Annotated in this window: 25 protein-coding genes; 9 read left to right on the top strand and 16 right to left on the bottom strand. The window is 62.7% G+C overall.

Annotation, left to right across the window (positions count from 1 at the left end; translation table 11 throughout):
- The first annotated feature begins 7 nt into the window (after positions 1-7).
- Positions 8-964 carry a hypothetical protein gene (locus tag JWV26_RS16865; RefSeq protein ID WP_206417381.1) on the top strand — a complete coding sequence of 319 codons (957 nt, stop codon included), beginning with the start codon at positions 8-10 and terminating at the stop codon, positions 962-964.
- A 102-nt stretch (positions 965-1,066) separates the two neighbouring features.
- Here JWV26_RS16865 and JWV26_RS16860 read toward each other — a convergent pair whose 3' ends face one another.
- Genes JWV26_RS16860 through JWV26_RS16850 form a run of 3 tightly spaced genes read right to left on the bottom strand, consistent with a single transcriptional unit; the run spans position 1,067 to position 2,992 of the window.
- Positions 1,067-1,888 (bottom strand): aldo/keto reductase, encoded by an 822-nt coding sequence (locus JWV26_RS16860; RefSeq protein WP_206417380.1) that lies wholly within the window; start codon positions 1,886-1,888, stop codon positions 1,067-1,069.
- Positions 1,875-2,309: a VOC family protein gene (locus JWV26_RS16855; protein ID WP_206417379.1), complete on the bottom strand. Its 435-nt coding sequence runs from the start codon at positions 2,307-2,309 to the stop codon at positions 1,875-1,877. Before JWV26_RS16855 ends, JWV26_RS16860 begins: the two co-directional genes overlap by 14 nt.
- A 2-nt stretch (positions 2,310-2,311) precedes the next feature.
- Positions 2,312-2,992, bottom strand: a complete 681-nt coding sequence (locus JWV26_RS16850) for a class I SAM-dependent methyltransferase (RefSeq protein WP_004423451.1) — start codon at positions 2,990-2,992, stop codon at positions 2,312-2,314.
- A gap of 178 nt (positions 2,993-3,170) precedes the next feature.
- Between JWV26_RS16850 and JWV26_RS16845 the strand changes: the two genes are divergently transcribed.
- A complete protein-coding gene (locus tag JWV26_RS16845) occupies positions 3,171-6,269 on the top strand; it encodes a transglycosylase domain-containing protein (protein WP_206417378.1) in 3,099 nt (1,032 codons plus the stop codon).
- A 95-nt stretch (positions 6,270-6,364) separates the two neighbouring features.
- Positions 6,365-7,249: an alpha/beta hydrolase gene (locus JWV26_RS16840; RefSeq protein WP_017677974.1), complete on the top strand. Its 885-nt coding sequence runs from the start codon at positions 6,365-6,367 to the stop codon at positions 7,247-7,249.
- 15 nt (positions 7,250-7,264) lie between these two features.
- On the opposite strand, the gene JWV26_RS16835 is transcribed toward JWV26_RS16840, so the two are convergent.
- From JWV26_RS16835 to JWV26_RS16820, 4 genes are all read right to left on the bottom strand, one after another.
- Positions 7,265-7,477, bottom strand: coding sequence for a VF530 family protein (locus tag JWV26_RS16835; protein ID WP_072422791.1), 213 nt, complete (start codon positions 7,475-7,477; stop codon positions 7,265-7,267).
- Positions 7,478-7,549: 72 nt separating this feature from the next.
- Entirely contained in the window at positions 7,550-8,683 is a 1,134-nt protein-coding gene (locus tag JWV26_RS16830; RefSeq protein WP_206417377.1) for a redoxin domain-containing protein, read from the bottom strand.
- A gap of 187 nt (positions 8,684-8,870) precedes the next feature.
- The gene (gene putP / locus JWV26_RS16825; RefSeq protein ID WP_072422793.1) at positions 8,871-10,355 is read right to left on the bottom strand and encodes a sodium/proline symporter PutP; all 1,485 of its coding nucleotides are present in this window, start codon (positions 10,353-10,355) and stop codon (positions 8,871-8,873) included.
- A 469-nt stretch (positions 10,356-10,824) separates the two neighbouring features.
- Complete coding sequence (locus JWV26_RS16820) at positions 10,825-11,958, bottom strand: GNAT family N-acetyltransferase (RefSeq protein WP_206417376.1); 1,134 nt, start codon at positions 11,956-11,958, stop codon at positions 10,825-10,827.
- Between the two features lie 97 nt (positions 11,959-12,055).
- Between JWV26_RS16820 and JWV26_RS16815 the strand changes: the two genes are divergently transcribed.
- Complete coding sequence (locus tag JWV26_RS16815) at positions 12,056-12,661, top strand: inorganic diphosphatase (protein WP_072422795.1); 606 nt, start codon at positions 12,056-12,058, stop codon at positions 12,659-12,661.
- Positions 12,662-12,818: 157 nt separating this feature from the next.
- Here JWV26_RS16815 and JWV26_RS16810 read toward each other — a convergent pair whose 3' ends face one another.
- The 7 genes from JWV26_RS16810 to JWV26_RS16780 form a co-directional block, all read right to left on the bottom strand.
- Positions 12,819-14,117, bottom strand: coding sequence for an OprO/OprP family phosphate-selective porin (locus tag JWV26_RS16810; RefSeq protein ID WP_072422796.1), 1,299 nt, complete (start codon positions 14,115-14,117; stop codon positions 12,819-12,821).
- 158 nt (positions 14,118-14,275) lie between these two features.
- Positions 14,276-14,608: a YnfA family protein gene (locus JWV26_RS16805; protein ID WP_206417375.1), complete on the bottom strand. Its 333-nt coding sequence runs from the start codon at positions 14,606-14,608 to the stop codon at positions 14,276-14,278.
- Positions 14,609-14,617: 9 nt separating this feature from the next.
- The gene (locus tag JWV26_RS16800) at positions 14,618-15,046 is read right to left on the bottom strand and encodes a hypothetical protein (RefSeq protein ID WP_072422801.1); all 429 of its coding nucleotides are present in this window, start codon (positions 15,044-15,046) and stop codon (positions 14,618-14,620) included.
- 74 nt (positions 15,047-15,120) lie between these two features.
- Positions 15,121-16,284 (bottom strand): MFS transporter, encoded by a 1,164-nt coding sequence (locus JWV26_RS16795; RefSeq protein ID WP_074913256.1) that lies wholly within the window; start codon positions 16,282-16,284, stop codon positions 15,121-15,123.
- 100 nt (positions 16,285-16,384) lie between these two features.
- Positions 16,385-17,197, bottom strand: coding sequence for an SDR family oxidoreductase (locus tag JWV26_RS16790; protein ID WP_206417374.1), 813 nt, complete (start codon positions 17,195-17,197; stop codon positions 16,385-16,387).
- A 105-nt stretch (positions 17,198-17,302) separates the two neighbouring features.
- The gene (locus tag JWV26_RS16785) at positions 17,303-17,671 is read right to left on the bottom strand and encodes a DUF2784 domain-containing protein (protein WP_074913258.1); all 369 of its coding nucleotides are present in this window, start codon (positions 17,669-17,671) and stop codon (positions 17,303-17,305) included.
- A 6-nt stretch (positions 17,672-17,677) separates the two neighbouring features.
- Positions 17,678-18,007 carry a DHCW motif cupin fold protein gene (locus JWV26_RS16780; RefSeq protein ID WP_079784372.1) on the bottom strand — a complete coding sequence of 110 codons (330 nt, stop codon included), beginning with the start codon at positions 18,005-18,007 and terminating at the stop codon, positions 17,678-17,680.
- Between the two features lie 192 nt (positions 18,008-18,199).
- Here JWV26_RS16780 and JWV26_RS16775 point away from each other — a divergent pair, with 192 nt between their 5' ends.
- The 4 genes from JWV26_RS16775 (at position 18,200) to JWV26_RS16760 (ending at position 21,610) form a co-directional block, all read left to right on the top strand.
- Positions 18,200-18,424: a DUF2061 domain-containing protein gene (locus JWV26_RS16775; protein WP_021488318.1), complete on the top strand. Its 225-nt coding sequence runs from the start codon at positions 18,200-18,202 to the stop codon at positions 18,422-18,424.
- A gap of 159 nt (positions 18,425-18,583) precedes the next feature.
- Positions 18,584-19,882, top strand: coding sequence for a serine/threonine protein kinase (locus JWV26_RS16770; RefSeq protein ID WP_206417373.1), 1,299 nt, complete (start codon positions 18,584-18,586; stop codon positions 19,880-19,882).
- Positions 19,875-20,645 (top strand): MlaA family lipoprotein, encoded by a 771-nt coding sequence (locus JWV26_RS16765; protein ID WP_074913263.1) that lies wholly within the window; start codon positions 19,875-19,877, stop codon positions 20,643-20,645. The genes JWV26_RS16770 and JWV26_RS16765 overlap by 8 nt, the downstream gene beginning before the upstream one ends.
- 110 nt (positions 20,646-20,755) lie before the next feature.
- Positions 20,756-21,610 (top strand): pirin family protein, encoded by an 855-nt coding sequence (locus tag JWV26_RS16760; protein WP_021488308.1) that lies wholly within the window; start codon positions 20,756-20,758, stop codon positions 21,608-21,610.
- 6 nt (positions 21,611-21,616) lie between these two features.
- Here the strand turns inward: JWV26_RS16760 and JWV26_RS16755 are convergent, their stop codons facing one another.
- Both JWV26_RS16755 and JWV26_RS16750 read right to left on the bottom strand, forming a co-directional pair.
- Entirely contained in the window at positions 21,617-22,798 is a 1,182-nt protein-coding gene (locus JWV26_RS16755) for a patatin-like phospholipase family protein (RefSeq protein ID WP_072422821.1), read from the bottom strand.
- A gap of 35 nt (positions 22,799-22,833) precedes the next feature.
- Positions 22,834-23,766 carry a lipid A biosynthesis lauroyl acyltransferase gene (locus JWV26_RS16750; protein WP_206417372.1) on the bottom strand — a complete coding sequence of 311 codons (933 nt, stop codon included), beginning with the start codon at positions 23,764-23,766 and terminating at the stop codon, positions 22,834-22,836.
- 216 nt (positions 23,767-23,982) lie between these two features.
- Here JWV26_RS16750 and minC point away from each other — a divergent pair, with 216 nt between their 5' ends.
- Positions 23,983-24,711, top strand: a complete 729-nt coding sequence (gene minC, locus JWV26_RS16745) for a septum site-determining protein MinC (protein WP_017677993.1) — start codon at positions 23,983-23,985, stop codon at positions 24,709-24,711.
- Positions 24,712-24,722: the final 11 nt, after the last annotated feature.

Raw genomic sequence — 24,722 nt, 5'->3', positions numbered from 1 at the left:
AGAAATCATGCACACGAGCAACAACCTTCGCCTGACCGGCGCCGCCTTGTGCGGCGCCCTCTTGATCAGCGGCTGCGCCAATCAGCTGCCGCAACGCAGCGAGCATGAGGAGCGCATCGAACGCAAGCTGCTGGATCACCAGCTGCAGATCGATGCTGGCGAACCCAAGGTGCTGGAGCTACCGCAACGCCGCGTGCGCGTGCATGACCAGAAAAGCTACGAGGTCACCGCTTTCGAGGTGACCCGCCGCTACGACCGCTACACCCCCTACCAGCCCTGGCGCGAGATCTATGAAGTACCGATGGGCGCGGTAGCGGTGGTTGCGGGCGTGGGGGCCAACATACTCAACGTCGTGCTGCTCGGCAGCCTGCCGGAAACCGCTACCCGTGGCTGGATCAGTTACGGTATGGCCGGCCTGAACCCCTTCATGAACGTCGAGTCGAACGGCCGCGCCGAGCAGAACCTGGCCAGTATCGATGAGCTGCAGCGCGACCGGCGCATGGAGTACACCAACCTGCCCTGGTCCGAACGCCCGGTGCAGGTCAAGGCTGGCGACCAGCAATTCGAACTGCTCACCGACAGCAGCGGTGTACTGCGCCTCAACCTGCTCGACAGCCCGTTCAGCGAACAGGACATCGCGCGTCTGAACATGCTGCAACTGAGCGTCGAAGATCGCCTGGGCGACGATGTCGCGCGTGCGGAAACGACCCTCATGGTCAGCCATACCCTGCGCGGCAAGCTGCGTGAAGCGCATGACCTGATCTTCGACGACCTCGAAGGTGGCGATGTTGACCAGTGGGTGCACCGAGTCAAACGCCTTTCCGATCTGGGGCTGGAAGAAGAGGCCAGCGAACTGGAGCAGAGCCTGATCGAGCTGACCCGCAACGATCCCGAACTGCAGGATGCCTTTCTCAAGGCACTGCTCAAGGATGCCGGACGCCTGGCTGCCGATCCGGCCAACTGAGCCCCACCCCAGGTCCTTAGGGTGTCGTGGAGCAGTCCAGGCGATGCACGGATTCCACCGCCTGTCGTGGCGCGCGGCGCACCTACCGAGTGGCGTTGCTCGCTATACCATCTGCAATCCTTGCTTGCGCCGCGGCGGCGGGAAAGCGGCTTCGAGCAAGGCCAGGTCATCCGCACTCAGGTTAATCGAAGCCGCCGCAGCATTATCGCGTAGATGTGCGCTGCCCACGGCCTTGGGAATGGCGATCACACCCTCCTGCCTGAGCACCCAAGCAAGTGCGACCTGGGCCGGCGTCATCCCATGCCGTTGGGCCACCTCGAGCAATGCCGGCTCGTGCAGAAGCGTGCCGGCCTGACCTAGCGGACAGTAAGCCATCAGCGGCATAGCGGTGCGCTGCTGCCAGGGCAGCAGGTCATACTCGATACCGCGCGCCTCCAGGTTGTACAACACCTGATTGGTCCGGCACGCAGGCTGATCCAACTCCAGCAGATCGTCCAGATCGAAGTTGGAGACGCCCCAGGCACCGATCTTGCCCTGCTCGCGCAGCCGCTCGAAGCCTTCGACGGTCTCCTCCAGCGGGTAGCGCCCGCGCCAATGCAGCAAGTAGAGGTCGATACGTTCGCAGCCCAGTCTTTTCAGACTGCGCTCACAGGCCGCCTGAACGCCATCCCGACTGGCGTTGTGCGGATACACCTTGCTGACCAGAAACACCTCGTCCCGGCGCCCGGCGATAGCCTTGCCCACCACCAGCTCCGCACCACCCTCGCCGTACATCTCGGCGGTATCGATCAGACTCAGGCCCAGATCCAGCCCCTCACGCAGCGCCGCAACCTCACGCGAGCTTTGGCGATCATCTTCCCCCATGCGCCAGGTTCCCTGGCCTATCACCGGTACCTGCACACCGGCCAACTCAATTCTGCGCATCGATTTCTCCCATATGGGTGGTGACCAGGTCGTACCCCTCTTCGAGCCACTGCACGAGGCACAGCCCGTGGCCAAAGGGATCGCTCAGCGTTACCAGGCGTCCCCAGTCATATTCGTGGATGTCGCCCTCCTGCCGAGCGCCGGCAGCGACCGCCCGTGCCAGTGCAGCATCCAGATCACCGACGACCAGATCCAGATGCAGTGGCATCCAGTGGCGGCGGTAATCACGTTGCACGCCAGCCTCGAGGCAGGGTCGAGTGGCCGCGGCCTTGTGCAGCAGATAGAGCGGTACAGCCGCGCCGAGCATCTCGACGACCGTACCGTCGAACAGCACACGCCCGACACTGAACCCGAGCGCTTGCTGGTAGAACGCAACCGCCGCCGACAGATCGGGAACATCGAGGTTGAGCAGCAGCCGCATGATCAGAGCGGCTTGAGCAACAGCAGCAGGGACACCGGCTGCACACTCTCGGGATGCAGCGGCTCCTGCAGCCACTCCAGGCGCCAGCCGGTTTCACCGATGAGCGTCAGCCAGGATTGCAGCGTGCGGAAGAACCAAGGCATCGGCGCCTGGAAACCCTCGCCGAAACCGACGAAATCCTCGACCCGCCAACCGTCCTGATAAGGCTCGCCATGGCTGGCCCGCCACGGGTGCAGGGTCTGAATCAGCAGACTGCCCCCCGGTGCCAGCAAGCCGTGCAAGCTGCGCAGGATAGGCTGCAGCGGCTCTTCGAGCAGGGCGAAGTTGCAGACCAGCACCTCGAAACGCCCGAGTTGCTCGGCATGCTCCTCCAGCTCGGCATAGCCACAGACCCGATACTGACTGCGCCCGTCGCACGCGGCGCGAGCCGCCTCGATCAGCGGCGCGGAGGCATCCACCCCGACCGGTTCGATACCGTGCTCGGCCAGGCCCCGACACAGCCAGCCCTCGCCGCAGCCGATGTCCAGGACCCGCTTGGGTTGCAGCGCCAAGACAGCCTGGATGATCGCAGCATCGGTGACCAGGCGCCGGCTTTCGATGCGCTGCTCACGCACCGCAGCAGCCCAGGCGTCGGCATTGGCCTGCCAGCTTTGCTGAAGCTGTTCTCGGTGGTCGCGCTGCATGCTGATTCCCTGCATTTGTGCGTTGCAGCGAGTCTAGCGCTAATGAGCCAGCCCGACACGCTTTGCGTCAAAACCGCCAGCCAGCCCCGTTCACAGCAGCTAAGCTGATAATAAGCAGACGAGGCGCCAGCGGCCGTCTCGTGTTTTCCGTGGAGCAGATAGGCCAAGCCGGTGGACTATGGGCGCGTTATGGCAATCGGATCCTCAGCACCGCGAACTTGCGTCGAACGTCTTGCCGGCGGTCGACGACAAGCCGGCCCCGCGGCCACGCCGCTGGCGCCTGGTGCTTTACCTGCTACTGGCATCGGTGTTGGCCGCTGCAGCCGCGCTGCTGTTTTTCGAACTGCGTAGCGCGCACTTCCAGGCCCGCGAGTTGAGCCGCTATGCCGCTACCCTCACTTACCGCGTCGAGCCTGGGCCCAGCCCGGATATTCTCTACCCCGCTGACGGCCCCTTCGACAAACGTCAGGGTTACGCCTACCTGCCACTGATGCTGGAGCGCCTGCAGCAACGCGACTTCCTGATCAGCGAGCAGGCCCGCTTCTCGCCGGCGCTGATGGCCTACAGCCGTCGCGGCCTGTTCCCGCCCTTCATCGAGAAAAGCCAAACCGGCCTCAGCATCAGCGATTGCCGTGGCACACCCTTCTATGAGTTCCGCTATCCACAACAGGGTTATGCCGATTTCGCCAGCATTCCACCGTTGGTAGTCAGCAGCCTGCTGTTCATCGAGAACCGTCATCTGCTGGATAGCGATCAGCCACTGGCCAACCCCGCGGTAGACTGGCCACGATTCACCATGGCCGCACTGTCGCAGATCGGCAAGCTGCTCGATGTGCAGGATCAGTCCGCCGGCGGCAGCACCCTGGCGACCCAGCTGGAGAAATACCGACACTCTCCCGATGGCCTGACGCTGTCGGCGAAAGAAAAGCTGCGGCAGATGATCTCCGCCAGCGTGCGAGCCTACCAGCAGGGACCGCAAACCCTTGAAACGCGCCAGACCATCGTGCGCGACTACCTCAACAGCGTACCGCTGTCAGCCGCCCCGGGGCATGGCGAGGTCCATGGCCTGGCCGATGGCCTGCGCATCTGGTACGGCGCGGATTTCGAGCGCAGCAATGCACTGCTCGACCCAGGCCGCACGCCCGACGCCAGCATGGCTGAGCGTGGCCTGGCCCTGCGCCAGATGCTGTCACTGATGATCGCCCAACGCCGTCCCTCCTACTATCTGGCGCAAGGGCGCAAGGAGATGGAAGCACTGACGGAGAGTCATATCCGCCTGCTGGCTGCAGCGGGGTTGATCGACGCAGAGCTGCGTGACGCGGCGCTGACGCAGAAGCTGCAATACCGCGACTGGCAACAGGAGCCCAATCTACGACCGGTGGAAAGCGACAAGGGCATCAGTGTGGCCCGTTCACGCCTGTCCAACCTGCTGGGCATGCCCCTGTATGATCTGGACCGCCTCGATCTGGCCGCACGCAGCACCCTGCAACGCGATCTGCAGCAGGAGACCAGCACCTACCTGCAACGCCTGGCCGACCCGGAATTCGCCGGCAAGATAGGCCTGTTCGGCGAGCGCCTGCTGTCCCCGGAAAAGACCTCCGAGGTGCGCTACAGCTTCACCCTGTTCGAGCGCACGGCCACCGGCAGTCGGGTGCGTGTGCAGACCGACAGCACCGACCAGCCTTTCGACATCAACGAAGGCAGCAAGCTGGAACTGGGCTCCACCGCCAAGCTAAGGGTACTGGCGACTTATCTGGAGATCATCGCCGAGCTGCATCAGCGCCACTCCGACAAGAGCCCGGCCGAGCTGCGTAACGTCGAGATCGCCGAGCAGGACTACCTGAGCCGCTGGACCGTCGCTTACCTGCAAGCCAACCCCGGCACCGAGCTGGCCAGCATGCTGGAGGCCGCGCTGGAGCGGCGCTATTCGGCCAGCCCGCACGAACGCTTCTTCACCGGCGGCGGCCTGCACACCTTCGGTAACTTCCGCCGCGAGGACAACGGCCGCAACCCGACCCTGCGTGAATCGCTGCGCGAGTCGATCAACCTGCCGTTCGTCCGCCTGATGCGCGACCTGGTGCGCTACAGCACCTATCAGAACAGCGCCGAGCTGCTCAAGGACGACAAGGACCCACGCCGCCAGGAATATCTGCAACGCTTCGCTGACCAGGAGGGGCGTACCTTCTTGCTGCGTTTCTGGCGCAAGTACCAGGGCCAGCCGCAGCAGCAGCGCCTGGAGACCTTCATCAGCGGCTTGCGCCAGACCTCTGTGCGCCTGGGCGCCGTGCACCGTTACCTGCTGCCGCAGGCCGATGAAGAAACCTTCGCCGCTTTTCTGCGGGCGCAACTGCCACAGGAAAAACTCACCGATCAACGCATCGCGCGTCTGTACAAGGACTACGGCCCTGGCGCCTACAGCCTGCCGGATCAGGGCTATATCGCTCGCGTGCATCCATTGGAACTGTGGCTACTGAAGTATCTGATCGACAACCCGCAGGCCACCTTCAGCGACGCCGTGGCAGCCAGCGTCGACGAGCGCCAGGAAGTCTATGGCTGGCTGCTGCGCACCCGGCACAAGAGTGCCCGCGACAGCCGTATCCGCATCATGCTGGAGGTGGAGGCCTTTTCCGATATTCACCGACGCTGGAAGAACCTCGGCTATCCCTTCCAGCACCTGGTGCCCTCCCTGGCCACCGCCCTGGGCAGTTCCGGTGACCGGCCGGCAGCGCTGGCCGAGCTGATGGGCATCATCCAGAACGACGGCATTCGCCAGCCGGTACTGCGCATCGACGAGCTGCACTTCGCCGCCAACACGCCCTACGAAACGCGGGTCGAGCGCAACACCCACGGCGCCAAGCGGGTAATGCACTCGGAAGTTGCGGCCGCGCTGCGCAATGCACTTTCCCAAGTGGTCGAAGGCGGCACCGCAAGGCGCTTGCAGGGCACTTTCCAGCTGCAGGACGGGCGTGATCTGACCCTGGGCGGCAAGACCGGCACCGGCGACAACCGCATCGAAAGCGTCGGTGCAGGTGGACGGGTGATCAGCTCACGGGCGATGAACCGCACGGCCACCTTCGTGTTCTTCCTCGGCCCGCGTCACTACGGCACCCTGACCGCATTCGTACCGGGACGAGAGGCAGAACGCTTCACCTTCACCTCGGCCCTGCCGGTACAGGTGCTCAAGGGCATGGCGCCGATCCTCGCCCCCTACCTCGAACCAGGCAGCGCCACGCTCTGCAACACTCCGCTGAGTGCAGCGCAGATCAGCCGGCAGTAATACCTGGTAACCACGACGACCAGTGACTGGCGAAACCCGGCACCGGATATGCAGTCCATGGCAGCATCATCCGTTACCGTTCATGAGTATCGCCGATGCCCTCATCCTGGTTCGCCCTGCTCCGCCGCCGTCGCCTGAGTCTGATTGTGATGGCCTGCCTGCTGGTGCTGCTACCGATTGGCTGCGCCAAACTGGAGCAGACCGAGCGCGAGCTGGTGTTTCGCATCGAACCCGGCACCGCCCGCTGGTTCAGCGGCCTGCCCGCAGGCATCGAGGACGTGCAACTGCAGTCACCGGACCTGACGGCCGATGAAAGCCTGCATGCCTGGTGGTGGCCAGCCGCGCGCAAGGATGCTCCGGCACTGCTCTACCTGCACGGTTCACGCTGGAACCTGACCGGCCAGCTGTTTCGCATCGAACAGTTGCATGCCATGGGCTTCTCGGTATTGGCGGTGGACTACCGCGGCTTCGGCGAAAGCCGTGGCGCCCTGCCCTCCGAGCGCAGCGTCTATCAGGACGCCCTGATCGCCTGGCAGCATCTGGTGCGCCTGCAGCCAGAGGCGGACAAACGCTTCATCTACGGTCATTCCCTGGGCGGCGCCGTGGCGGTCAACCTGGCGCACGAGCTGGCGGGCGAAGATGAAGCAGCGCAGGCCGCCGGTCTGATCGTCGAGTCCAGCTTCACCAACCTGGGTGATGTGGCGGCCGCGGTGACCAATACCTCGTTACCGGTGCGCTGGCTGCTGTCGCAGGAGTTCGATTCGCTGGGCAAGATCGGCGAGGTGGGTATCCCGGTATTGATCGCCCACGGGCGCGACGACCGCTATGTGCCGTCGCGCTTCAGCGAGGCGCTGTTCGCCGCCGCCAACGAACCCAAGCAATTGCTGCTGATCGATGGCGCCAACCACAACAACGGCCTGCGCATGGCGGGCAACAGCTATCGGCAGGCGTTGCAGGCGCTGGGACTCGAACTCAACTGATGGGGCTGAACGACCTCAGGACTTGAACTGCTGCAGATAGAGTTCCTCGACCTTGGCCCGCGCCCAGGGCGTCCTGCGCAGGAAGGCCAGGCTCGATTTGAGGCTCGGCTCGTGCTTGAAGCAGCGGATATCGATGCGCCGGGCCAGGCCGTCCCAGCCCAGGCGCTCCACCAGGGCGCTGAGGATAGCCTGCAGGGTGAGGCCGTGGAGCGGGTCTTTCGCGGTCATGGGGTAGCCTGTGCGGGTTCGGGAAGTCGGGGCCGCCACCTTAGCCAAAGGCGGCCATCGGCGAAAGCCCGCTCAGCCGCTCGCCGTCGGCGAGTCGCCGGCGACATCGGCAGCGCCGCGCACGCCCTCCTCGAGATAGCCCAGGTTGGCCTCGCGGATCTGCTTGGCCGCCTCGTCGTAGAGAAACGGCAGGAACATGAAGCGCCGCCCGCGAGTCACCGGCAGCGCCTCGTGCAGCAGCGAACAGGCGAACACCACGGCACCGCCCAGTGGCGCGCTGTACAGCGCCGCGCCGAACTCGGGAAAACGCAACCAGCCGCCCTCGTACTCGCCGCTGTTGAGATACAGCGAGACGGCGAAGCGGCGATGTGCAGTGCCCTTGGTGGTGTTGTCGCGGTGCGGGCGGAAGTGCCCCTCTTCCTCGGCGTCGTAACAGCCAATCAGGTAGCGCTCCATGCGCGAGACCTTGAACTGGAAGGCACGCTCGATCTGCGGCACCAGGCGTTGGTGGATACGCAAGGCGCAGGCCTCGCGTAGGGTTTCGTCCTCCACCAGACAGTCGCGCCGGCTCTTGTGCGTCTGGCCGATCACTTGCACGGTCTTGCCGTCGATGTCCTGCATATAGCCGGAGGGCTCACCACCGCGCGCCCGGTAGTAGTCCATGAGCTCGCGGCACAGGCTCGGCTCGAAGATCCGCGGCAGCACCAGCACCGGCGCCTGGAACGCCGCGCGGCAGGGCGCGCCAATCTGCGGCAGGCTGTCCAGCACCTGTGTCAGCGCCTGCAGGTGCACCGCCGCGTCGCCGGCGAAGGGCAGCACCGCCAGCACCCGCAACATGGGGTCGAGCACGTAGCTGACGCGCTGGTAGCGGCCGTCCTCGCGGCAGGCGCCGTACAGGCGGCTGACCTGGCGGTCGACGTCCCAGAAGTAGCGCATCCCCGGCAGCGACTCGACGACGCGCTGCAGGCGCGCATCGTCGGCATCTACGGAGACGCCGAAGAAGGCCAGGTTGAGGTCGTCGAAGCGCTGACGCTGCTTGCTCAGCCCGGCGAGCAGCGCCTGACTGACGGGGTCGGCGGCCGAGGCGAAGAAGCACAGCAGGATGTAGCGCCCGCCGACCGTGTCGAACACGAAGCGCTGCCGGCTCTGCGTGGAACAGACGAACCAGGGCGCGGCCTCACCGACGCCGAGTAAGTTGTTGGCCATGCCCGGGCCCTCCGCGCGACTGAGGGAAAGCGGCCCCTGTCATAGGGAACTCAGGCCTAAGCATAGGCCAGAACGATGGCAGGACCTCATCTGCCGGGTTCCGTGGCGCTGACCGACCCGCAGCGCAGGCATGAAAAAGGCGGTGGTTGCCTAGGCAACCACCGCCTGTGTCGTCACTGCCTGGGGATCAGACCGACTGGTATTCCTTCTCCGCTTCGTCGAAACGCTGCAGCATCGTCTTGCTCGGGCCGTTGCCGATACGGCTGAAGATGACGATGGCCAGGGTAGCGAGGATGAAGCCCGGAATGATCTCGTACAGACCCAGACCAATCCAGTTTTTCCACACGATCACGGTGGCGGCACCAACCAGCATGCCAGCCAGGGCGCCATTGCGGGTCATGCCCTTCCACAGCAGGGACAGGATGACCACCGGACCGAACGCAGCGCCGAAGCCGGCCCAGGCGTAGGACACCAGACCCAGTACGCGGTTTTCCGGGTTGGCCGCCAGGGCGATGGCGATCAAGGCGACCAGCAGTACCATGGCGCGGCCGACCCAAACCAGCTCGGTCTGCGAGGCGTCTTTACGCAGGAAAGCCTTGTAGAAGTCTTCGGTCAGCGCACTGGAGCACACCAGCAGTTGGCAGCTCAGGGTGCTCATCACCGCAGCCAGGATGGCGGACAGCAGGATACCGGCGATCCAGGGGTTGAACAGCAGCTTGGCCAGCTCAATGAACACGCGCTCCGGGTTCTCGCCGACCGGGCCCGCCACCTCAGGGTGTGCCGCGAAATAGGCGATACCGAAGAAACCTACGGCAACGGCACCCGCCAGGGTCAGGATCATCCAGGTCATGGAGATACGGCGGGCAGCCGGGATCGACTTGACCGAATCGGCGGCCATGAAGCGCGCCAGAATGTGCGGCTGGCCGAAGTAGCCCAGGCCCCAGGCCATCAGCGAGATCACACCAACGAAGGTAGCGCCCTTGAGCATATCGAAGTTGGTGGCATCGACCGCCTCGATGGCGACCATGGCCGGATCGAAGCCGCCAGTGGCGATCATCACCACCACCGGGGTCAGGATCAGCGCGAAGATCATCAGCGTGGCCTGCACGGTGTCGGTCCAGCTCACTGCCAGGAAGCCACCGATGAAGGTGTAGGCGATGGTCGCCGCGGCGCCGGCCCACAGCGCGGTCTCGTAGGACATGCCAAAGGTGCTTTCGAACAGGCGAGCACCGGCCACCACGCCGGAAGCGCAGTAGATGGTGAAGAACACCAGGATCACCAGTGCCGAGAAGATGCGCAGGATGCGGCTGTTGTCTTCGAAGCGATTGGTGAAGTAGTCAGGCAGGGTCAGGGCGTTGCCGTTGTGCTCGGTCTGCACGCGCAGACGGCCGGCGACGAACAACCAGTTGAGGTAGGCACCGATCACCAGACCGATGGCGATCCAGCTTTCCGAGATGCCGGCGATGAAGATCGCACCCGGCAAGCCCATGAGCAGCCAGCCACTCATGTCGGAGGCACCGGCGGACAATGCGGTAACGAAGCTTCCGAGGCTACGGCCACCGAGGATGTAGTCGGAAAGGTTCTTGGTGCGCAGATAGGCGATCAGGCCGATCAGCACCATGGCTGCGATGTACACCACGAAGGTGACGAGCATTGGAGTACTAGCTGTCATTTTGGGGGGCTCCCCTCTCGTTTGTTGTTCTCGGGCACCGTGCCCTGATTGGCAAAGTGCACCCGCTTTTGCGGATGCGGGGCTCCGGTCTCTCTTCCTCGTCACATCGATATCGAGTGAGCACGATCGAGGCATATACCGGTGCAGTGAAATCTCCACGATCTCGTCAATGCATCGGCAAGTGCCTGGGCACTTTCCCTGACCTCCCTGGCTTGCGCCTGCGGCCACCGAATCGCGTCACCACCGCAGTTCGACTGCAAGAACTTCTCTTATCGGTCTAGCCCAGCAATGCTGGTCTGACCAATAGACGCAGACAAAAACGGTCGTAACGAAAGTGAAGGGCGGAATTTAGTGGCAGAAGCGAACGGGCTTCTTGCTGAAAGCTCTGGAGTTTTTACAGAAATCTCCGACTCAGGGAGCTTCCGGCAAACAGCTGTTTCGACCCTTCGCCGATAACCTGATCGCTCGATCAGCCATTGTCAGGCTGGCGAAAAGGCAGATAGCTTCGCGCCTCTTGCGCGTAAACCCGCACGCCAGAGCGCTCCTGCTCGAGAAAGTCGGCAACGGCAGCATGCAGTCCCGGGTGACGCAGATAGTGCCAAGAGCGAGTAAGAACCGGCTCGAAGCCTCGGATCAGTTTGTGCTCGCCCTGCGCCCCTGCATCGAAGCGCTGCAAACCTTCGGCGATGGCCAGCTCCATGCCCTGATAGAAGCAGGTCTCGAAATGCAGCCGGTCGAATTCAGCCAGACACCCCCAGTAGCGGCCATAGAAGGTATCACCATCGACCAGGCTGAAGGCCATGGCCAGCGCACGGCCACGCTGCGTCGCGAACACCACCCGAATCATCTCGGGCATGCGTTCAGCCAGCAGACTGAAGAAATCCCGCGTCAGATAGGGCGCCTGGCCACGTACGTGGTAGGTGTTGGCGTAGCAGTGATAGACGAAATCCCAGTCCGCCTCACTCAATTCGCGGCCCAGACGCCTGTCGAACTCGATGCCCTGCCCCGCCACCTGTTCACGCTCCTTGCGCATCTGCTTGCGTTTGCGCGAGCTGAGCGCATCGAGAAAGTCCTGGAAATCCCGGTAACCCCGATTGTGCCAATGGAACTGGCAACCCAAGCGCTCCAGCCACCCCGGTCGCCGCACCATCACGGCATCACAGGCCGGACTGGTGAAATTGATATGCAGGCTCGACAACTCTTCCTGGCTCAAACCAGCCGTCAGCGCGTCAAGCAAATCCCCGGCCGCATGGGCATCACCCAGCAAGCGCGCCCCGCTCACCGGCGAGAACGGCACGGCGCCCAACAGCTTGGGGTAATAGCCGATTCCGGCGCGACGACAGGCATCGGCCCAGCCGTGATCGAACACGTATTCGCCGTAGGAATGCTGCTTCAGATACGCCGGCAGCGCCGCCTGCACCTTGTCGTGCTCATCGCACCAAAGCCGGTGTGAGGGCTGCCAACCGCTGCGGCCGCCAACGCTGCCGCTGTCCTCCAGCGCACTGAGAAAGGCATGACGAAGAAAGGGTTGTGGCTGCGCCAGCAGTCCGTCCCATACGTCCGCGGGCACAGCATGAAGCGAGTCGATGATGGTGAGGGGCATGACCTGAGTCCCAGAAGCCAGACTGCAATATATCTCTAACAAGGCGCCAGCAAGATGACTGCCGGCTTATTAACCCTCAAGCTTATCGGGAGTCATCATGCGTAGATCATTGCTTGCCCTCGGTGTTGCCATCAGCTTCGCTGCTCCTAGTACCCTCGCAGCGCCTGGTATCGTTCATCCCTTCCATGCCGCGCAGGCAAAAGATGCGCCGAATGAAGTGCACATGGCTGTCGAGATTCCCGCCGGCAGCATCACCAAATATGAGATCAACGAGGAGGGCTTGGTCTTCGTCGACCGTTTCCAGTCGATGCCAGTTGCCTATCCGGCCAATTATGGCTCGCTGCCACGCACCCTGGGTGGCGACGGTGATCCGCTCGATGCGCTGGTACTCACCCGCGAAGCGCTGCATCCAGGCGTGCTGATCAAGTTCCGCCCGGTCGCGGTGCTGAGAATGATCGATGGTGGGGAGGCGGACGAGAAGATCATCGGTGTCCCCAGCAGTGATGTCGATCCTACTTACGACAAGATCCTCGATGTCGATGACCTGCCACTGATCGAACGTCAGCGCATCGAAGCTTTCTTTAGCGTCTACAAGCAGTTGCCGGAAGGTCGCAAGAAAGTCGAACTCAATGGCTACGGCAATGCAGCCGAGGCGCGACAGCTTATCGAAGAAGCACTGGAGCGTTTCCAGAAGCAAAACTGATCGTAGCGAGCAGAGAGCCCCAGCAGGTCTGGGGCTTTTTTGTTCAGTTGAAATGTATGGCGAATGAAATGGCGATGTTTTCGGTTACATGCCGCCAAGCTGGAAACAATAAAAAACCCCGCACATGGCGGGGTTCAAAGGAGCAATCAGGTATTACTTAGAACGCATACTGAGCACGGAAGACCATGCCGTCACCGTCGTCGTCGCCATTTGCGTTGGTGGAGTTGTCGACCTTGGCCTTGACGTAGACACCGCTGATCTTGACGGAGTCGTTGACGTACCAGTTGACACCCAGGTTGTGGACCTTGGCTTCGATGTCACTGATAGCCGCACGAGCACCGTTATCGTCATCTACCGACAGGTGGTCATAACGATAGAAAAGCTCCCAGGCGCCAATCTGCTTGTTGCTGGGCTTGATGCTGTCGAACTTGCCGAGCTTGTAGCCACGGGCTTCACCGGTCAGGGTGTATGCAACCTGAGCGTAGTAGCCATCACCTTCAATATCGTCGAAGGCAGCGCTGTCAGCTTCCATTTCACGCTTGATGTATTCGCCTTGAATCGAGAACGGGCCCATGGCGAATGCTGCTTCAAGACCGAGGGCGCTGTCGTTGTCGTAGGAGCCTGCCGGCGAAACGTTGGTACCACCCAGAACCAGACGGTTGCCGTTGGTACCAGCATCGTTACCACCGCTGGTGCTCACACCACGCATACCCATACGGCTGCGAATACGAGCGTCGAACGCGGTGTCGGAAAGGTCACGCTGGGCGTAGTTGACACCGAAGTGCAGAACGTTGCCGGCTTCGTGCATCGGAGCGAAAACACCGCGTACGTTGAATTGCTTGGTGCTTTCACCATCGACATCGTTCTGGTCCTTGGCACTCAGACCGAAGGAACCGTACAGCGAATCACCTGCGCTGCCAGAAACCTGGATACCGAGACCGTTCTGATGGGCGTTGGCCCAGTCAACCAGATCGTAAGCAGCGGTACGTTCCTGAGCGGTAACCCACTTGGAACTCGTGGCTTTTTCAAGACCGAATTCAGGGTCGAAACGACCTACCTTGATGGAGACCGGAGCGAAACCGTTGTAGGCGATGGAAGCTTCATCGAAGTAGCCATCTTCAGAGCTGCCGGCATTGTGAGAGAAATCGTAGCTGAAGGTGTAAGCCCAGTCCTTGTAGACATAGCCCGACAGCTCGAGGAAGGCGCGGCGGAAGTAGGCAGCATCGGCATTGTCACCGTTCACGGTATAGATGCCGTCGAAGGTGCTGTAGTCAGCTTGCAGACGGCCGCCAATCTTGAAACCGAACTGCTTGTCGGTGGTACCGACTTCCAGACCGCCTTTGGTCTTGATCACGATATCGGCGCCGTCAGTGGTGACGGTACCGGCGAAAGCCTGGGCGGAAACGGCCAGGGCCAGGGCGCTGGCTACGAAACCGGCGAAGTGCTTACGGATCATCGAGAAATTCCCCTGTTGGACTTTTAGTGTTGAAAACACCCGAGCCACTGGCTCGTTCGTGCTGGGGGAATCTTGGCGAGGGGTTATTTCAGCTCAGTTGCCGATATATAAAGATTTGATGACAGCGGAACTTTTTACTTCTACTGCTTATAAGCAATTCAAGAGGGATGAAAGCGCGGTCCCAGCAGGATGATGGTGGCGCCTGCCAGGCACAGCACAGCGCCCAACCAGTCGCTGAGCATCGGCCGGGTCTTTTCGATCAGCGCCAGCCACAGCAGCGATGCGACGATATATACACCGCCATAGGCGGCATAGGCGCGACCGGCGAACGAGGCTTCGACGCGGGTCAGAATCAGGGCGAAAACCGCCAGGCTGAGCAGCCCCGGAGCAATCCACCAGGCGCTGCGATCGAGCCGCAGCCACATCCAGAAGGCGTAACAACCGGCGATCTCGAACAGGGCAGCCAGCAGGAACCATAGATAGTTGATCATCCTCGCTCCTTAACCGCGCAAAGCACCTTCGCGCTCCCAGGCGCAGCGCACGCGCAGTCCACCCTCCTGCGGGCTGTGAAAGCCGCTATCGGACTCCCAACGAAAGGTGTGCATGCCATTGAGTTCGGTTTCCAGGTGCACCACCGCGCTGGCCCAGTACAGGCGCTTGAGCAGCGCCTCGAAAGCTTCGATCCACAGGTTCCACTCGTACTCGACCGCGCCATAGCTGGCGCCGAAGTGGATCACCTGGGTCTGGTACAGGCCGGCACCGGGCAAGTCGCAGAAGGAAAACATCTCACGACCAAGAAACGGCCAGAGTTCGCCGGCCGGCAACTCGGCCAGCACGCCATGGTTGGTTTCACGGCGCAGGCGACGCAACTCGGGGTCATCCGAGGGCCAGTCGCGGATGCAGCCATAGACGATGGATTCGGACTCCACACCGGCACTCCTGAAAAAGCAGAACGCCTTCTAACACAGCATGCCTGGGCAAGAAAGGAACTGGCGCGAATTCTTCAGCGAGACTGACGTCGGCTACGCCCCAACAACCAGGCCACCAGTGTCATCACCAGTGCCAGCGCGGTGAGTACCGCGAACGGCAGGCGGTAGCTGCCAGACAGGTCACGTGCCAGCCCGGTGAGAATGGGCGTCAGACAGCCCAGGCTATAGCCGGTGAACAGCATCATCGCCGTCCAGCGGCTGACCGCCAGTGGCGAGCCGGCCTCGTAAAGCGGCAGCACCAGCGACAAGGCGAAAGAGCCGCCCAGCGAGAAGCCCATGATCACCGCCCACAATTCCGGCACCAGGCGCGGCATGAAGGTAACCATCGCCAGGCAACCACAGGTGATCGCCCCGCACGCCAGCAGCAATGGATAACGGGCGTTGTAGCGCTGCGCCAGCCAGGGCAGCAGGAAGGAACTGGGCAAACCCATCAGCATCGAAATGCTCAGCAGCGAGTTGCTGCGCAGCAGGCTCAGCCCCGCTTCGTGATAGCGCGCCACCACCCAGGTCGCGATGGCATAGAACAAGCCCGCCTGAATGGCGAAGAAGCAACTGATCAGCCAGGCGCGCGGCTGGCGCCAGGGCAGACCACCGCCTTCATGCTCGTCAGCAGCGCTGGCCTGATTGGGCAACCACAGCCAGAGCATCACCCCGAACAGCGCCGGTGCCGCCCATACCGCCAGCCCCAGATGCCAGGCATCGCCGAACAGCGCCGTAGCCGGAGCCGTGAGCACCGCACCGCCAGCACCACCGATGGCCATACCCAGCGAATACCAGCCCACCACACGGCCCATCTGGCTGGCGAAATGGCGTTTGATGAACCCGGACAGCAAAGGCCCGGCAACCGCGATGGCAGCGCCCAAAGCGATGGCGCTGCCGATCAGCACCGCACTCTGGTGCGCGGCCAGACGCGCCAGCAACGCCAGGCCGATCAGTCCAAGGCATAGCACGATGGTGCGTTCGAGGCCCCAGCGCATCGCCAGGCGCGGCGCCAATGGCGCGAGCAGGCCCATGCACAGCACCGGCAAGGCGGTGGTCAAACTGATGAAGCTGCGGCTCAGCGAGAGCTCCGCAGCGATGCGCTCGATCAGCGGTGCAAGGGAAGTGATACCGGGGCGCAAGTTGATCGCCGCCAGCACCAGGGCCACTAGCAACAGGGCCCGAGGGACAGGTTTCACGAGTTATCCGAGGTCATGACGGCAGGCAGGCCGGGGTGGCCACCCTACCCCTGCAGGCCATGCCAGGCAAGCCTGCAGGTGCAAATAACTGACCCTGTGGTCAGCTGACGGATTTGACCTTGCCACGCATTTTCTCGGCCATGCTGGCCATCTCGTCGTACAGCGCCTGAGGGTTCTTCTGCTTCAGCGCCCAGGCCATACGGCCCATTTCGTGGGGCAGGATCATGAAGCTGCCCTCGGCCATCTCATCATGGATGTAATTGGCGATATCTGCCGCGCTGATCGGTGAGCTCTCCAGCAGCTTGCCCACCTGAGCCTTCATCGCCGGAGTCGGGCCACGGAAGGAATCCAGCAGATTGGTCTGGAAGAACGACGGACAGACCACATGCACGCCGATCTCCAGTTGGCGCAGCTCTACCAGCAGACTTTCCGAGAGTGCCACCACGCCCGCCTTGGCGACGTTGTAATTACTCATTCCCGGCCCCTGCATCAGCGCGGCCATGGAGGCGATGTTGACGATCTTGCCCTTGCTTTTTTCCAGCAGCGGCAGGAATGCCTTGCAGCCTTTGACCACGCCCATCAGGTTGATCGAGATCTGCCAGTCCCAGTCCTCCAGTGACAACTCGCTGAAGAAGCCACCGGAGGCAACACCGGCGTTGTTGACGATGATATCGATGCCGCCGAACTGCTCCTCGCAGGCCTGGGCCAAGGCGGTCAGCTGGCTGTAGTCACGCACGTCGCAGCGACGGATGAAGCCGTCGCCGCCGGCCTCGCGCACCAGCTTGAGGGTTTCTGCCAGACCAGCCTCGTTGACGTCAGCCAGCGCCAGGCGCCAGCCCTCTTGCGCCCAACGCAGGGCAATTTCGCGTCCCAGGCCGGAGCCCGCGCCAGTGATCATCATGCGGTTTTGCATAGCAGCCCTGCCTTCAATGTTTGGTTGCAATGGCTGCCAGTGTAGCGAAGGCAATAAAGCTCCCGCGCCTTCATCAGACTTATGAATAGGCAGGGCAAATCGCGGTCAAGCCTTATTGCGCCAGCGCCAGATCAGCCAGGTGTAAACGGCCAGGTTGACCAGCACGACGATGGCACCCAACCCGATCTGGATCTGTGGCGTGAGCCCGGCCGGATAGATCAGCGGTATCAGGTAGTGCTCGATGAAGCCGCCGTCATAACCCGCCTGTCCGGCCATTCGGCGCAGCTGGTTTTCCCAGGGCGTCAGCGGGCACCCCAGATGCAGACACTCCACCACGATGCCCCAGGCCACTGCAGGCGGGTGTAGCCAGATCAACCGCGGCCAACGCAGCAGCAGCAAGCCACCCAGCAGCACGAACAGAATGAAGCTCAGGTGCACCAGTACCAGAGCGTCGGCAGCCATGCGCCAAAGCATCGCGGCTCAGTCCACCACGAACAGGCGCGCACCGGACGCTGTCGAGGAACGATGGGCCTCGGCGCCATCAGCCACCTGGTAGCTCATACCGGGCTTGAGCACGAATACCCGGCCATCCTCAAGCTCGGTGGTCAGCTCCCCTTCCAGGCACAACAGCACATGCCCTTTCTGACACCAGTGGTCGGCCAGATAACCCGGTGAATATTCGACCATACGCACACGCAGCGCACCGAACTGGCAAGTACGCCAACGTGCCACGCCACGCTCGCCCGGATGTTCGGTCACTGGTATCGCCGCCCAGTCCGTCACGCCAAAGGGAATATCACTGATCTGCATCGCCCGACTCCATCGAAATAGAGCGCCACCTTAACGCAGCCACCCCTGGGCGAAATAAATAGAAAGAGACTTTCCATAAGACAATATCAATTGACCACCACTATCAAGACCATGCAAAGGCCACATTTCCCGACACTGACGAACAGGACTAGCCTCTCTCACATGACGAAATGATTCTCAACGAGGTGCATCATGCTCAAGACCCTGACCTTCACCATCATGCACTTCTGCATCGCCTTCGCCGTTACCTACGCACTGACCGGCAGCGTTGCGGCCAGTAGCCTGGTGGCGGCTATCGAACCGCTGTGCAACTCCGTGGGCTTCTACTTCCACGAGAAGGTCTGGCAGCGTTTCGAGCGCCGTCGCCAGCCGTCGGCGGAGCGCCCCAAGCATGCCTGGCTGCATCATCACGCCTGACTGAACAAGCCTGCAATCGGCCAGGCGCGGGGGACGCCTACCCCAGTTACTCAAGTTTTCCTGCGATAAGGCAGGATAGTCTGGCACTTTGCCCAGCTTGCTGCTGTCATAAGCCAGCTGTTCAATCCAGACGTTCTCTTATTCAAAGGGACTTACCACATGCCCAGCCTTGCCCGACTCGCCGCCTTGCTCGGTGGCCTGGCCTTCTGTGTCTCAGCGATGGCCGCCGATGTGGATGCGGAAAGCTATGGCTATCCACTGGCCAACCCGTTCGAAGCGACCATCGCCACCACACCGCCCGAACTGCGCCCGACGCTGCCGGCCGACGGCGACATCAGGCAGCGCGACTACTCGGTACGCCTGCGCCCGGACCGCGAATTCGAGCTGCTGGACAACTTCTGGCCGGTGACCAAGCTGCACTATCGCCTGGCCCAGCAGAAAGGCCGTGCACCACTGATCTTCATCATCGCCGGCACTGGCGCGCACTATGCCAGCGGCACCACCGAGTACCTGAAGAAGCTTTTCTACGGCGCCGGCTTCCATGTCGTGCAGCTGTCGTCGCCGACCAGCTATGACTTCATGGCAGCCGCCTCGCGCTCTGCCACGCCGGGCTACAGCCCAGACGATGCCGACGACCTGTACCGCGCCATGCAGGCCGTACGCGCCCAGCATCCGAAGCTGGAAGTCAGCGAGTTCCTGCTGACCGGTTACAGCCTCGGCGCGCTGCATGCCGCCTTCGTCAGCCAGATCGACGAAACCCGCCGCGCCTTCGATTTCAAACGCGTGCTGCTGCTCAACCCGCCGGTCAACCTCTACACCTCCATCACCAACCTCGACAAGCTGGTGCAGACCAAGGTGCAAGGCATCGACAACAGCACCAACTTCTATGATCTGGTGCTGGGCAAGTTGACCCGTTACTTCAATGACAAGGGCTATCTGGATATCAACGACGCCATGCTCTATGACTTCCAGCAGTCAAAAGAGCGGCTCTCCGACGAACAGATGGCCATGCTCATCGGCACCTCGTTCCGCTTCTCGTCGGCCGACATCGTGTTCACCTCGGACCTGCTCAACCGCCGCGGCCTGATTACCCCGCGCGACTACCGCATCACTGAGAGCACAAGCCTCACGCTATTCTTCCAGATGGCCCTGCGCTGCGACTTCGATTGCTATATCGCCGAGCAACTGATGCCCATGTGGCGTGCTCGCCACGATGGCGGCAGCCTCAACCAGTTGGTCGACAAGAGCAGCCTGTATGCGCTGGAGGACTATCTCAGAGGCAGCGACAAGGTCTCGGTGATGCACAACGCCGACGACCTGATCCTTGGCCAGGGTGACATCGGCTTTCTGCGCCGCACCTTTGGCGACCGCCTGACCCTTTACCCGCGCGGCGGGCACTGCGGCAACCTCAACTATCGCGTCAACAGCGACGCCATGCTGGAGTTCTTCCGTGGTTAAACACAGCACGCTCATCATCGCCCTGCTGCTGGGCAGCGGGCAGGCACTGGCCGAAAGCAAGGTCGATGCCGACGGTTTCACCAACCCGCTGCAGAATCTGCAGTTCAACCCAGGACTGGATCAGCAGGAGTTCGAACGCGCCTCCAGTGACGCCCTGCAGGTCTATGACCCGCTGGAGTCGTGGAACCGCCGCGTCTATCACTTCAACTACCGCTTCGATCAATGGGTGTTCCTGCCCGTGGTCGACGGCTACCGCTACGTCACACCGAACCTGGTGCAGACCGGCGTGCACAACTTCTTCAACAACCTCGGCGAGATTCCCACGCTGGCCAACAGCGTGCTGCAGCTAAAGGGCAAGCGGGCGATGAACAGTACCGCGCGATTGCTGTTCAATACCATCCTTGGTGTCGGCGGTATCTGGGACCCGGCGACGAAGATGGGCCTACCCCGGTTGAGCGAAGACTTCGGCCAAACCCTGGGCTACTACGGCGTACCCGCAGGGCCTTACCTGATGCTGCCGCTGCTCGGGCCATCGAACCTGCGCGACACCGGCGGGCTGGTGGCGGACTACAGCCTGGAGAATGCGGTCAATTACCTCGATGTGGCCGACGCCAGTCGCAGCAATCCCGGCATCACCGCACTACGCATCATCGACACCCGCGCCAATACCGGCTTCCGCTATGGCCAACTCAACTCGCCGTTCGAGTACGAGAAGATTCGCTACTTCTACCACGAGTCGCGCAAGCTGAAGATTGCCGACTGAGCCCTCGGCCATGCATCGAATTTATCGATGCATGGCCCGCAAAATTTCCACCCAAACATCGATTGAATGCGACTAGCATGGCGTCATTCCTACCTTTCAAGGAGCCCGCCATGACTTCGCAACGCCGCGTCATCAGCATCCAGCCAGGCCAACCCGCCTCGGACGGCGCCGGAGTGCGCCTCAACCGCGTGATCGGCGGACCGGGTCTGGAACGCTTCGACCCCTTCCTGATGCTCGACGAGTTCTCCACCGACAATCCCGACGACTACATCGCCGGCTTCCCGCCGCACCCGCATCGTGGTTTCGAGACCATCACCTACATGCTCGAAGGGCGCATGCGCCATGAGGACCATCTGGGCAACGTCGGCCTGCTCGGCAGCGGCGGCGTGCAATGGATGACCGCTGCGCGCGGCATCATCCACAGCGAGATGCCCGAGCAGGAGTCCGGCGCCATGCGCGGCTTCCAGCTGTGGCTCAACCTGCCGGCCAAGGACAAGTTGGGTGAAGCGGGCTACCGCGACATCCCAGCCACCGACATCCCGCGCATCAACACGGCGTCCGGCGCCGAGGTGGTGGTGATCGCCGGTGAATTCGATGACGGCGAGATCCGCCAGGCCGGAGCCGTGCAGCGTCCGCACACCCAGCCTCAGCTGTTCGACCTGAACCTGCCGGCCGGCAGCCAGGTTTCACCGCGCCTGGCCGATGGTCAGCGGGTCATGCTGTACGTTTACCAAGGCCTGCTCGAGCTGCCGGAGGCCAGTACACAACCGGTCAGCGCCGGGCGCCTGGTGCGCCTGTCCGACGAGGGTGAGCTGCACCTGGCCAGCGCCCATGGCGCGCGGGTATTGCTGATCGCCGGCACACCACTGAACGAACCCATCGTCCAGTACGGACCGTTCGTGATGAACAGCCGCGAGGAAATCGAGCAGGCCATGCGCGATTTTCGTGATGGTGTGCTGGCCTGACGCGCCTCAAGCGGAATGGGCGACCTCGGCCAACCCGAGAAAACGGCAGAGGTCGGCCTTGCGCGTCATCGCATCCTGATAACCCAACTCGATCAGTTCACTGCAGTAGCCGGGCTCGAACAGCAGGTAACTGAGTACGCCCGCACCACCGGCCTTGGTCGCCCCCGGGCCGCGCAGAAACAGTCGCAGCGCCTTGGGCAGCTCACGCTGATGGCGCGCGGCGATCTGATCCAGCGGCTGGCTCGGAGCAATCACCAGCACGTCCACCGGGTTCAAACCCAACCCACGCGGACGCCGCTCCGGCGGCACCAGTGCGCTCATCTGGTTGAGCCGTTCGAGCAGCTCGATGTCCGTCTCCAGATTGTCGATAAAGGTACTGTTGAGCATATGCCCGCCGATCTGCGCCAGGCTCGGCGGTCGAGTGCTGATCACGCGCGGCAGCGCGGCATCGGGTTCGAGCTGGGCGTTGCCGCTGACACCGATTACCAGCACGCGGCTGGCTCCGAGATGCAGTGCCGGGCTGATCGGCGCCGCCTGGCGCACTGCGCCGTCGCCAAAATACTCGCGGTTGATCTTCACCGGCGGAAAGATCAGCGGGATCGACGCACTGGCCAGCAAATGGTCAAGCTGCAGACGCGTTGGTACACCGACGCGACGATGGCGGAACCAGGGATCGATAGTGGCGCGGCCCTGATAGAAGGTCACCGCCTGACCACTTTCGTAGCCGAAGGCAGTCACTGCTACCGCCCGCAGCTGGCGATGGCGCACGGCCGCAGCGATCCCGGAGAAGTCCAGCTCGCGCTCCAGCAACTCACGCAACGGCGAACTGTCGAGCAAGGCCACCGGAACATCGCGCCCCAGGCCAAGCAGGCTATGACCAATGAAACGCGCCGCCTGACGCAGCACGCCGGGCCAGTCGCTGCGGTACACCATATGGGTGTGAAAGCCTTGCCAGACCGAGGTCAGGCGCCGCACGGCTTCGCCGAACTGCAGCGCGCCACAGGCCAGGCCAACGGCATTGATCGCCCCGGCCGAGGTCCCGACAATAACCGGAAAGGGATTGTGCGAGGCGTCCGGCAACAGGTCGGCAATGGCTGCCAACACCCCGACCTGATAGGCCGCCCGCGCCCCGCCACCAGAGAGGATCAGCCCGGTAACGGGCGCATCGTGGCGGGCAATCACTGTCATCGAACGATCCTGTTTTTCGTTGCAGTATAGATGCGCTACTTGCGCTTACCGTACAGCTTCGGCTCGCCTTCGGGGCGCGTCTTGAAACGCCGATGCGCCCACAGGTACTGCTCCGGGCAGGCACTGACCACCTGCTCGACCCACTGGTTGATACGCAGGCAATCGGCCTCCTCGCTCTCGCCGGGGAAGCCTTCGAGCGGCGGATGGATCACCAGACGATAACCGCTGCCATCGGCCAGACGCTGTTGGGTGAAAGGCACCACGCGCGCCTTGCCCAGGCGGGCGAACTTGGTGGTGGCGGTAACCGTGGCCGCCTGAATACCGAACAGCGGCACGAAGATGCTCTGCTTGCGGCCGTAATCCTGATCCGGCGCGTACCAGATCGCACGGCCGGCACGCAGCACCTTGAGCATGGCGCGAATGTCCTCGCGCTCGATGGCGCTGGCGTCGAGGTTGTGGCGTTCGCGGCCACGGCGCTGGATGTAGTCGAACAGCGGGTTGTCATGCTCGCGGTACATGCCATCGATGGTGTGCAATTGACCAAGCAGCGCGGCGCCGATCTCCAGGGTGGTGAAGTGCACCGCCATGAGGATCACGCCCTGCCCCTCGGCTTGCGCCTGCTGCAGATGCTCGAGGCCTTCGACGTGCGCCAGTCGCGCCAGACGCGCCTTGGGCCACCACCAGCTCATGGCCATCTCGAAGAAGGCGATACCGGTGGAGGCGAAGTTCTCCTTGAGCAGGCGCTCGCGCTCGGCAGCGCTCTTGCCAGGGAAGCAAAGTTCCAGATTGCGCGCAGCGATCTGCCGGCGCGAGCTTGCCGTGCGGTACATCAGCCAGCCCAGTGCTCGCCCCAGTTTCAACTGCAGGCCATAAGGCAGTTGCACCACCAGCCACAGCAATCCGAAGCCCAGCCACAGCGGCCAGAAGCGCGGATGAAGAAAATAGGCGCGAAAGCGGGGGCGATCCATGAGACGTTTCCGATCACTTACAAAGCCGCGCATTCTAACGCAGTTTTCCCGACCGGCTCGCTGGCATCACTGCCGCAGGAGCAGGTCACGACAGCGAATCGACAGCCAAGCCTTCGCCTCGCCCCCGGCTCGCTGACGCGCGCGGCTTGCGGCATGCGGGCTATCTCGTTATAAGTCCGGCATCTTTCGACTCGCCAGAAGGCCCATCGCCCCACCATGAGCCAAGCCGACCTCCTCGCCCAAGACCCCGTATTCCAACTCAAGGGCAGCATGCTCGCCATCACCGTGATGGAACTGGCGCACAACGATCTCGAACGCCTCGACGCGCAACTGACGGAAAAAGTCGCCCAGGCCCCGGCCTTCTTCAGCAACACGCCGCTGGTGCTGGCCCTGGACAAACTGCCGGAAGGCGAAGGTGAACTGGACCTGGCCGAACTGATGGCCGTCTGCCGCCGCCATGGCCTGCGCACCCTGGCCATCCGCGCCTCGCGGGAAAGCGATGTCGCCGCTGCCGAAGCCATGGATCTGCCGGTACTGCCGCCCTCCGGTGCACGCGAACGCCTCCTCGATCCAGCGCCAAAGAAAATCGAAGAAAAACCGGCCGAACCCGAGCACAAACCCAGTCGCATCATCACCAGCCCGGTGCGCGGCGGCCAGCAGATCTATGCCCAGGGTGGCGATCTGATCGTGCTGGCACCGGTCAGCGCCGGGGCGGAACTTCTCGCCGATGGCAACATCCATGTTTACGCGCCCATGCGTGGCCGCGCCCTGGCGGGCATCAAGGGCAACACCAAGGCACGGATTTTCTGTCAGCAAATGGGCGCCGAAATGTTGTCGATCGCCGGCCATTACAAGGTTGCCGAAGACCTGCGCCGCGACCCGCTGTGGGGCGATGCAGTGCACGTCAGCCTGTCGGGTGACGTGTTGAACATCACCCGCCTTTAACGGATACTGCG

The sequence above is a fragment of the Ectopseudomonas toyotomiensis genome, from assembly GCF_017167985.1.
GTDB classification, from domain to species: Bacteria; Pseudomonadota; Gammaproteobacteria; order Pseudomonadales; family Pseudomonadaceae; genus Aquipseudomonas; species Aquipseudomonas toyotomiensis.
The sequence above is the reverse complement of the archived record's forward strand: the minus strand, read 5'-3'. Positions and strand labels throughout refer to the sequence as shown.

What these genes read in the sequence shown, in the direction of transcription:
- JWV26_RS16865 (WP_206417381.1), top strand. Translation starts at nt 8, where the DNA reads ATGCACACGAGCAACAACCTTCGCCTGACCGGCGCCGCCTTGTGCGGC.
- JWV26_RS16860 (WP_206417380.1), bottom strand. Translation starts at nt 1,888, where the DNA reads ATGCGCAGAATTGAGTTGGCCGGTGTGCAGGTACCGGTGATAGGCCAG.
- JWV26_RS16855 (WP_206417379.1), bottom strand. Translation starts at nt 2,309, where the DNA reads ATGCGGCTGCTGCTCAACCTCGATGTTCCCGATCTGTCGGCGGCGGTT.
- JWV26_RS16850 (WP_004423451.1), bottom strand. Translation starts at nt 2,992, where the DNA reads ATGCAGCGCGACCACCGAGAACAGCTTCAGCAAAGCTGGCAGGCCAAT.
- JWV26_RS16845 (WP_206417378.1), top strand. Translation starts at nt 3,171, where the DNA reads ATGGGCGCGTTATGGCAATCGGATCCTCAGCACCGCGAACTTGCGTCG.
- JWV26_RS16840 (WP_017677974.1), top strand. Translation starts at nt 6,365, where the DNA reads ATGCCCTCATCCTGGTTCGCCCTGCTCCGCCGCCGTCGCCTGAGTCTG.
- JWV26_RS16835 (WP_072422791.1), bottom strand. Translation starts at nt 7,477, where the DNA reads ATGACCGCGAAAGACCCGCTCCACGGCCTCACCCTGCAGGCTATCCTC.
- JWV26_RS16830 (WP_206417377.1), bottom strand. Translation starts at nt 8,683, where the DNA reads ATGGCCAACAACTTACTCGGCGTCGGTGAGGCCGCGCCCTGGTTCGTC.
- putP (WP_072422793.1), bottom strand. Translation starts at nt 10,355, where the DNA reads ATGACAGCTAGTACTCCAATGCTCGTCACCTTCGTGGTGTACATCGCA.
- JWV26_RS16820 (WP_206417376.1), bottom strand. Translation starts at nt 11,958, where the DNA reads ATGCCCCTCACCATCATCGACTCGCTTCATGCTGTGCCCGCGGACGTA.
- JWV26_RS16815 (WP_072422795.1), top strand. Translation starts at nt 12,056, where the DNA reads ATGCGTAGATCATTGCTTGCCCTCGGTGTTGCCATCAGCTTCGCTGCT.
- JWV26_RS16810 (WP_072422796.1), bottom strand. Translation starts at nt 14,117, where the DNA reads ATGATCCGTAAGCACTTCGCCGGTTTCGTAGCCAGCGCCCTGGCCCTG.
- JWV26_RS16805 (WP_206417375.1), bottom strand. Translation starts at nt 14,608, where the DNA reads ATGATCAACTATCTATGGTTCCTGCTGGCTGCCCTGTTCGAGATCGCC.
- JWV26_RS16790 (WP_206417374.1), bottom strand. Translation starts at nt 17,197, where the DNA reads ATGCAAAACCGCATGATGATCACTGGCGCGGGCTCCGGCCTGGGACGC.
- JWV26_RS16785 (WP_074913258.1), bottom strand. Translation starts at nt 17,671, where the DNA reads ATGCTTTGGCGCATGGCTGCCGACGCTCTGGTACTGGTGCACCTGAGC.
- JWV26_RS16780 (WP_079784372.1), bottom strand. Translation starts at nt 18,007, where the DNA reads ATGCAGATCAGTGATATTCCCTTTGGCGTGACGGACTGGGCGGCGATA.
- JWV26_RS16775 (WP_021488318.1), top strand. Translation starts at nt 18,200, where the DNA reads ATGCTCAAGACCCTGACCTTCACCATCATGCACTTCTGCATCGCCTTC.
- JWV26_RS16770 (WP_206417373.1), top strand. Translation starts at nt 18,584, where the DNA reads ATGCCCAGCCTTGCCCGACTCGCCGCCTTGCTCGGTGGCCTGGCCTTC.
- JWV26_RS16760 (WP_021488308.1), top strand. Translation starts at nt 20,756, where the DNA reads ATGACTTCGCAACGCCGCGTCATCAGCATCCAGCCAGGCCAACCCGCC.
- JWV26_RS16755 (WP_072422821.1), bottom strand. Translation starts at nt 22,798, where the DNA reads ATGACAGTGATTGCCCGCCACGATGCGCCCGTTACCGGGCTGATCCTC.
- JWV26_RS16750 (WP_206417372.1), bottom strand. Translation starts at nt 23,766, where the DNA reads ATGGATCGCCCCCGCTTTCGCGCCTATTTTCTTCATCCGCGCTTCTGG.
- minC (WP_017677993.1), top strand. Translation starts at nt 23,983, where the DNA reads ATGAGCCAAGCCGACCTCCTCGCCCAAGACCCCGTATTCCAACTCAAG.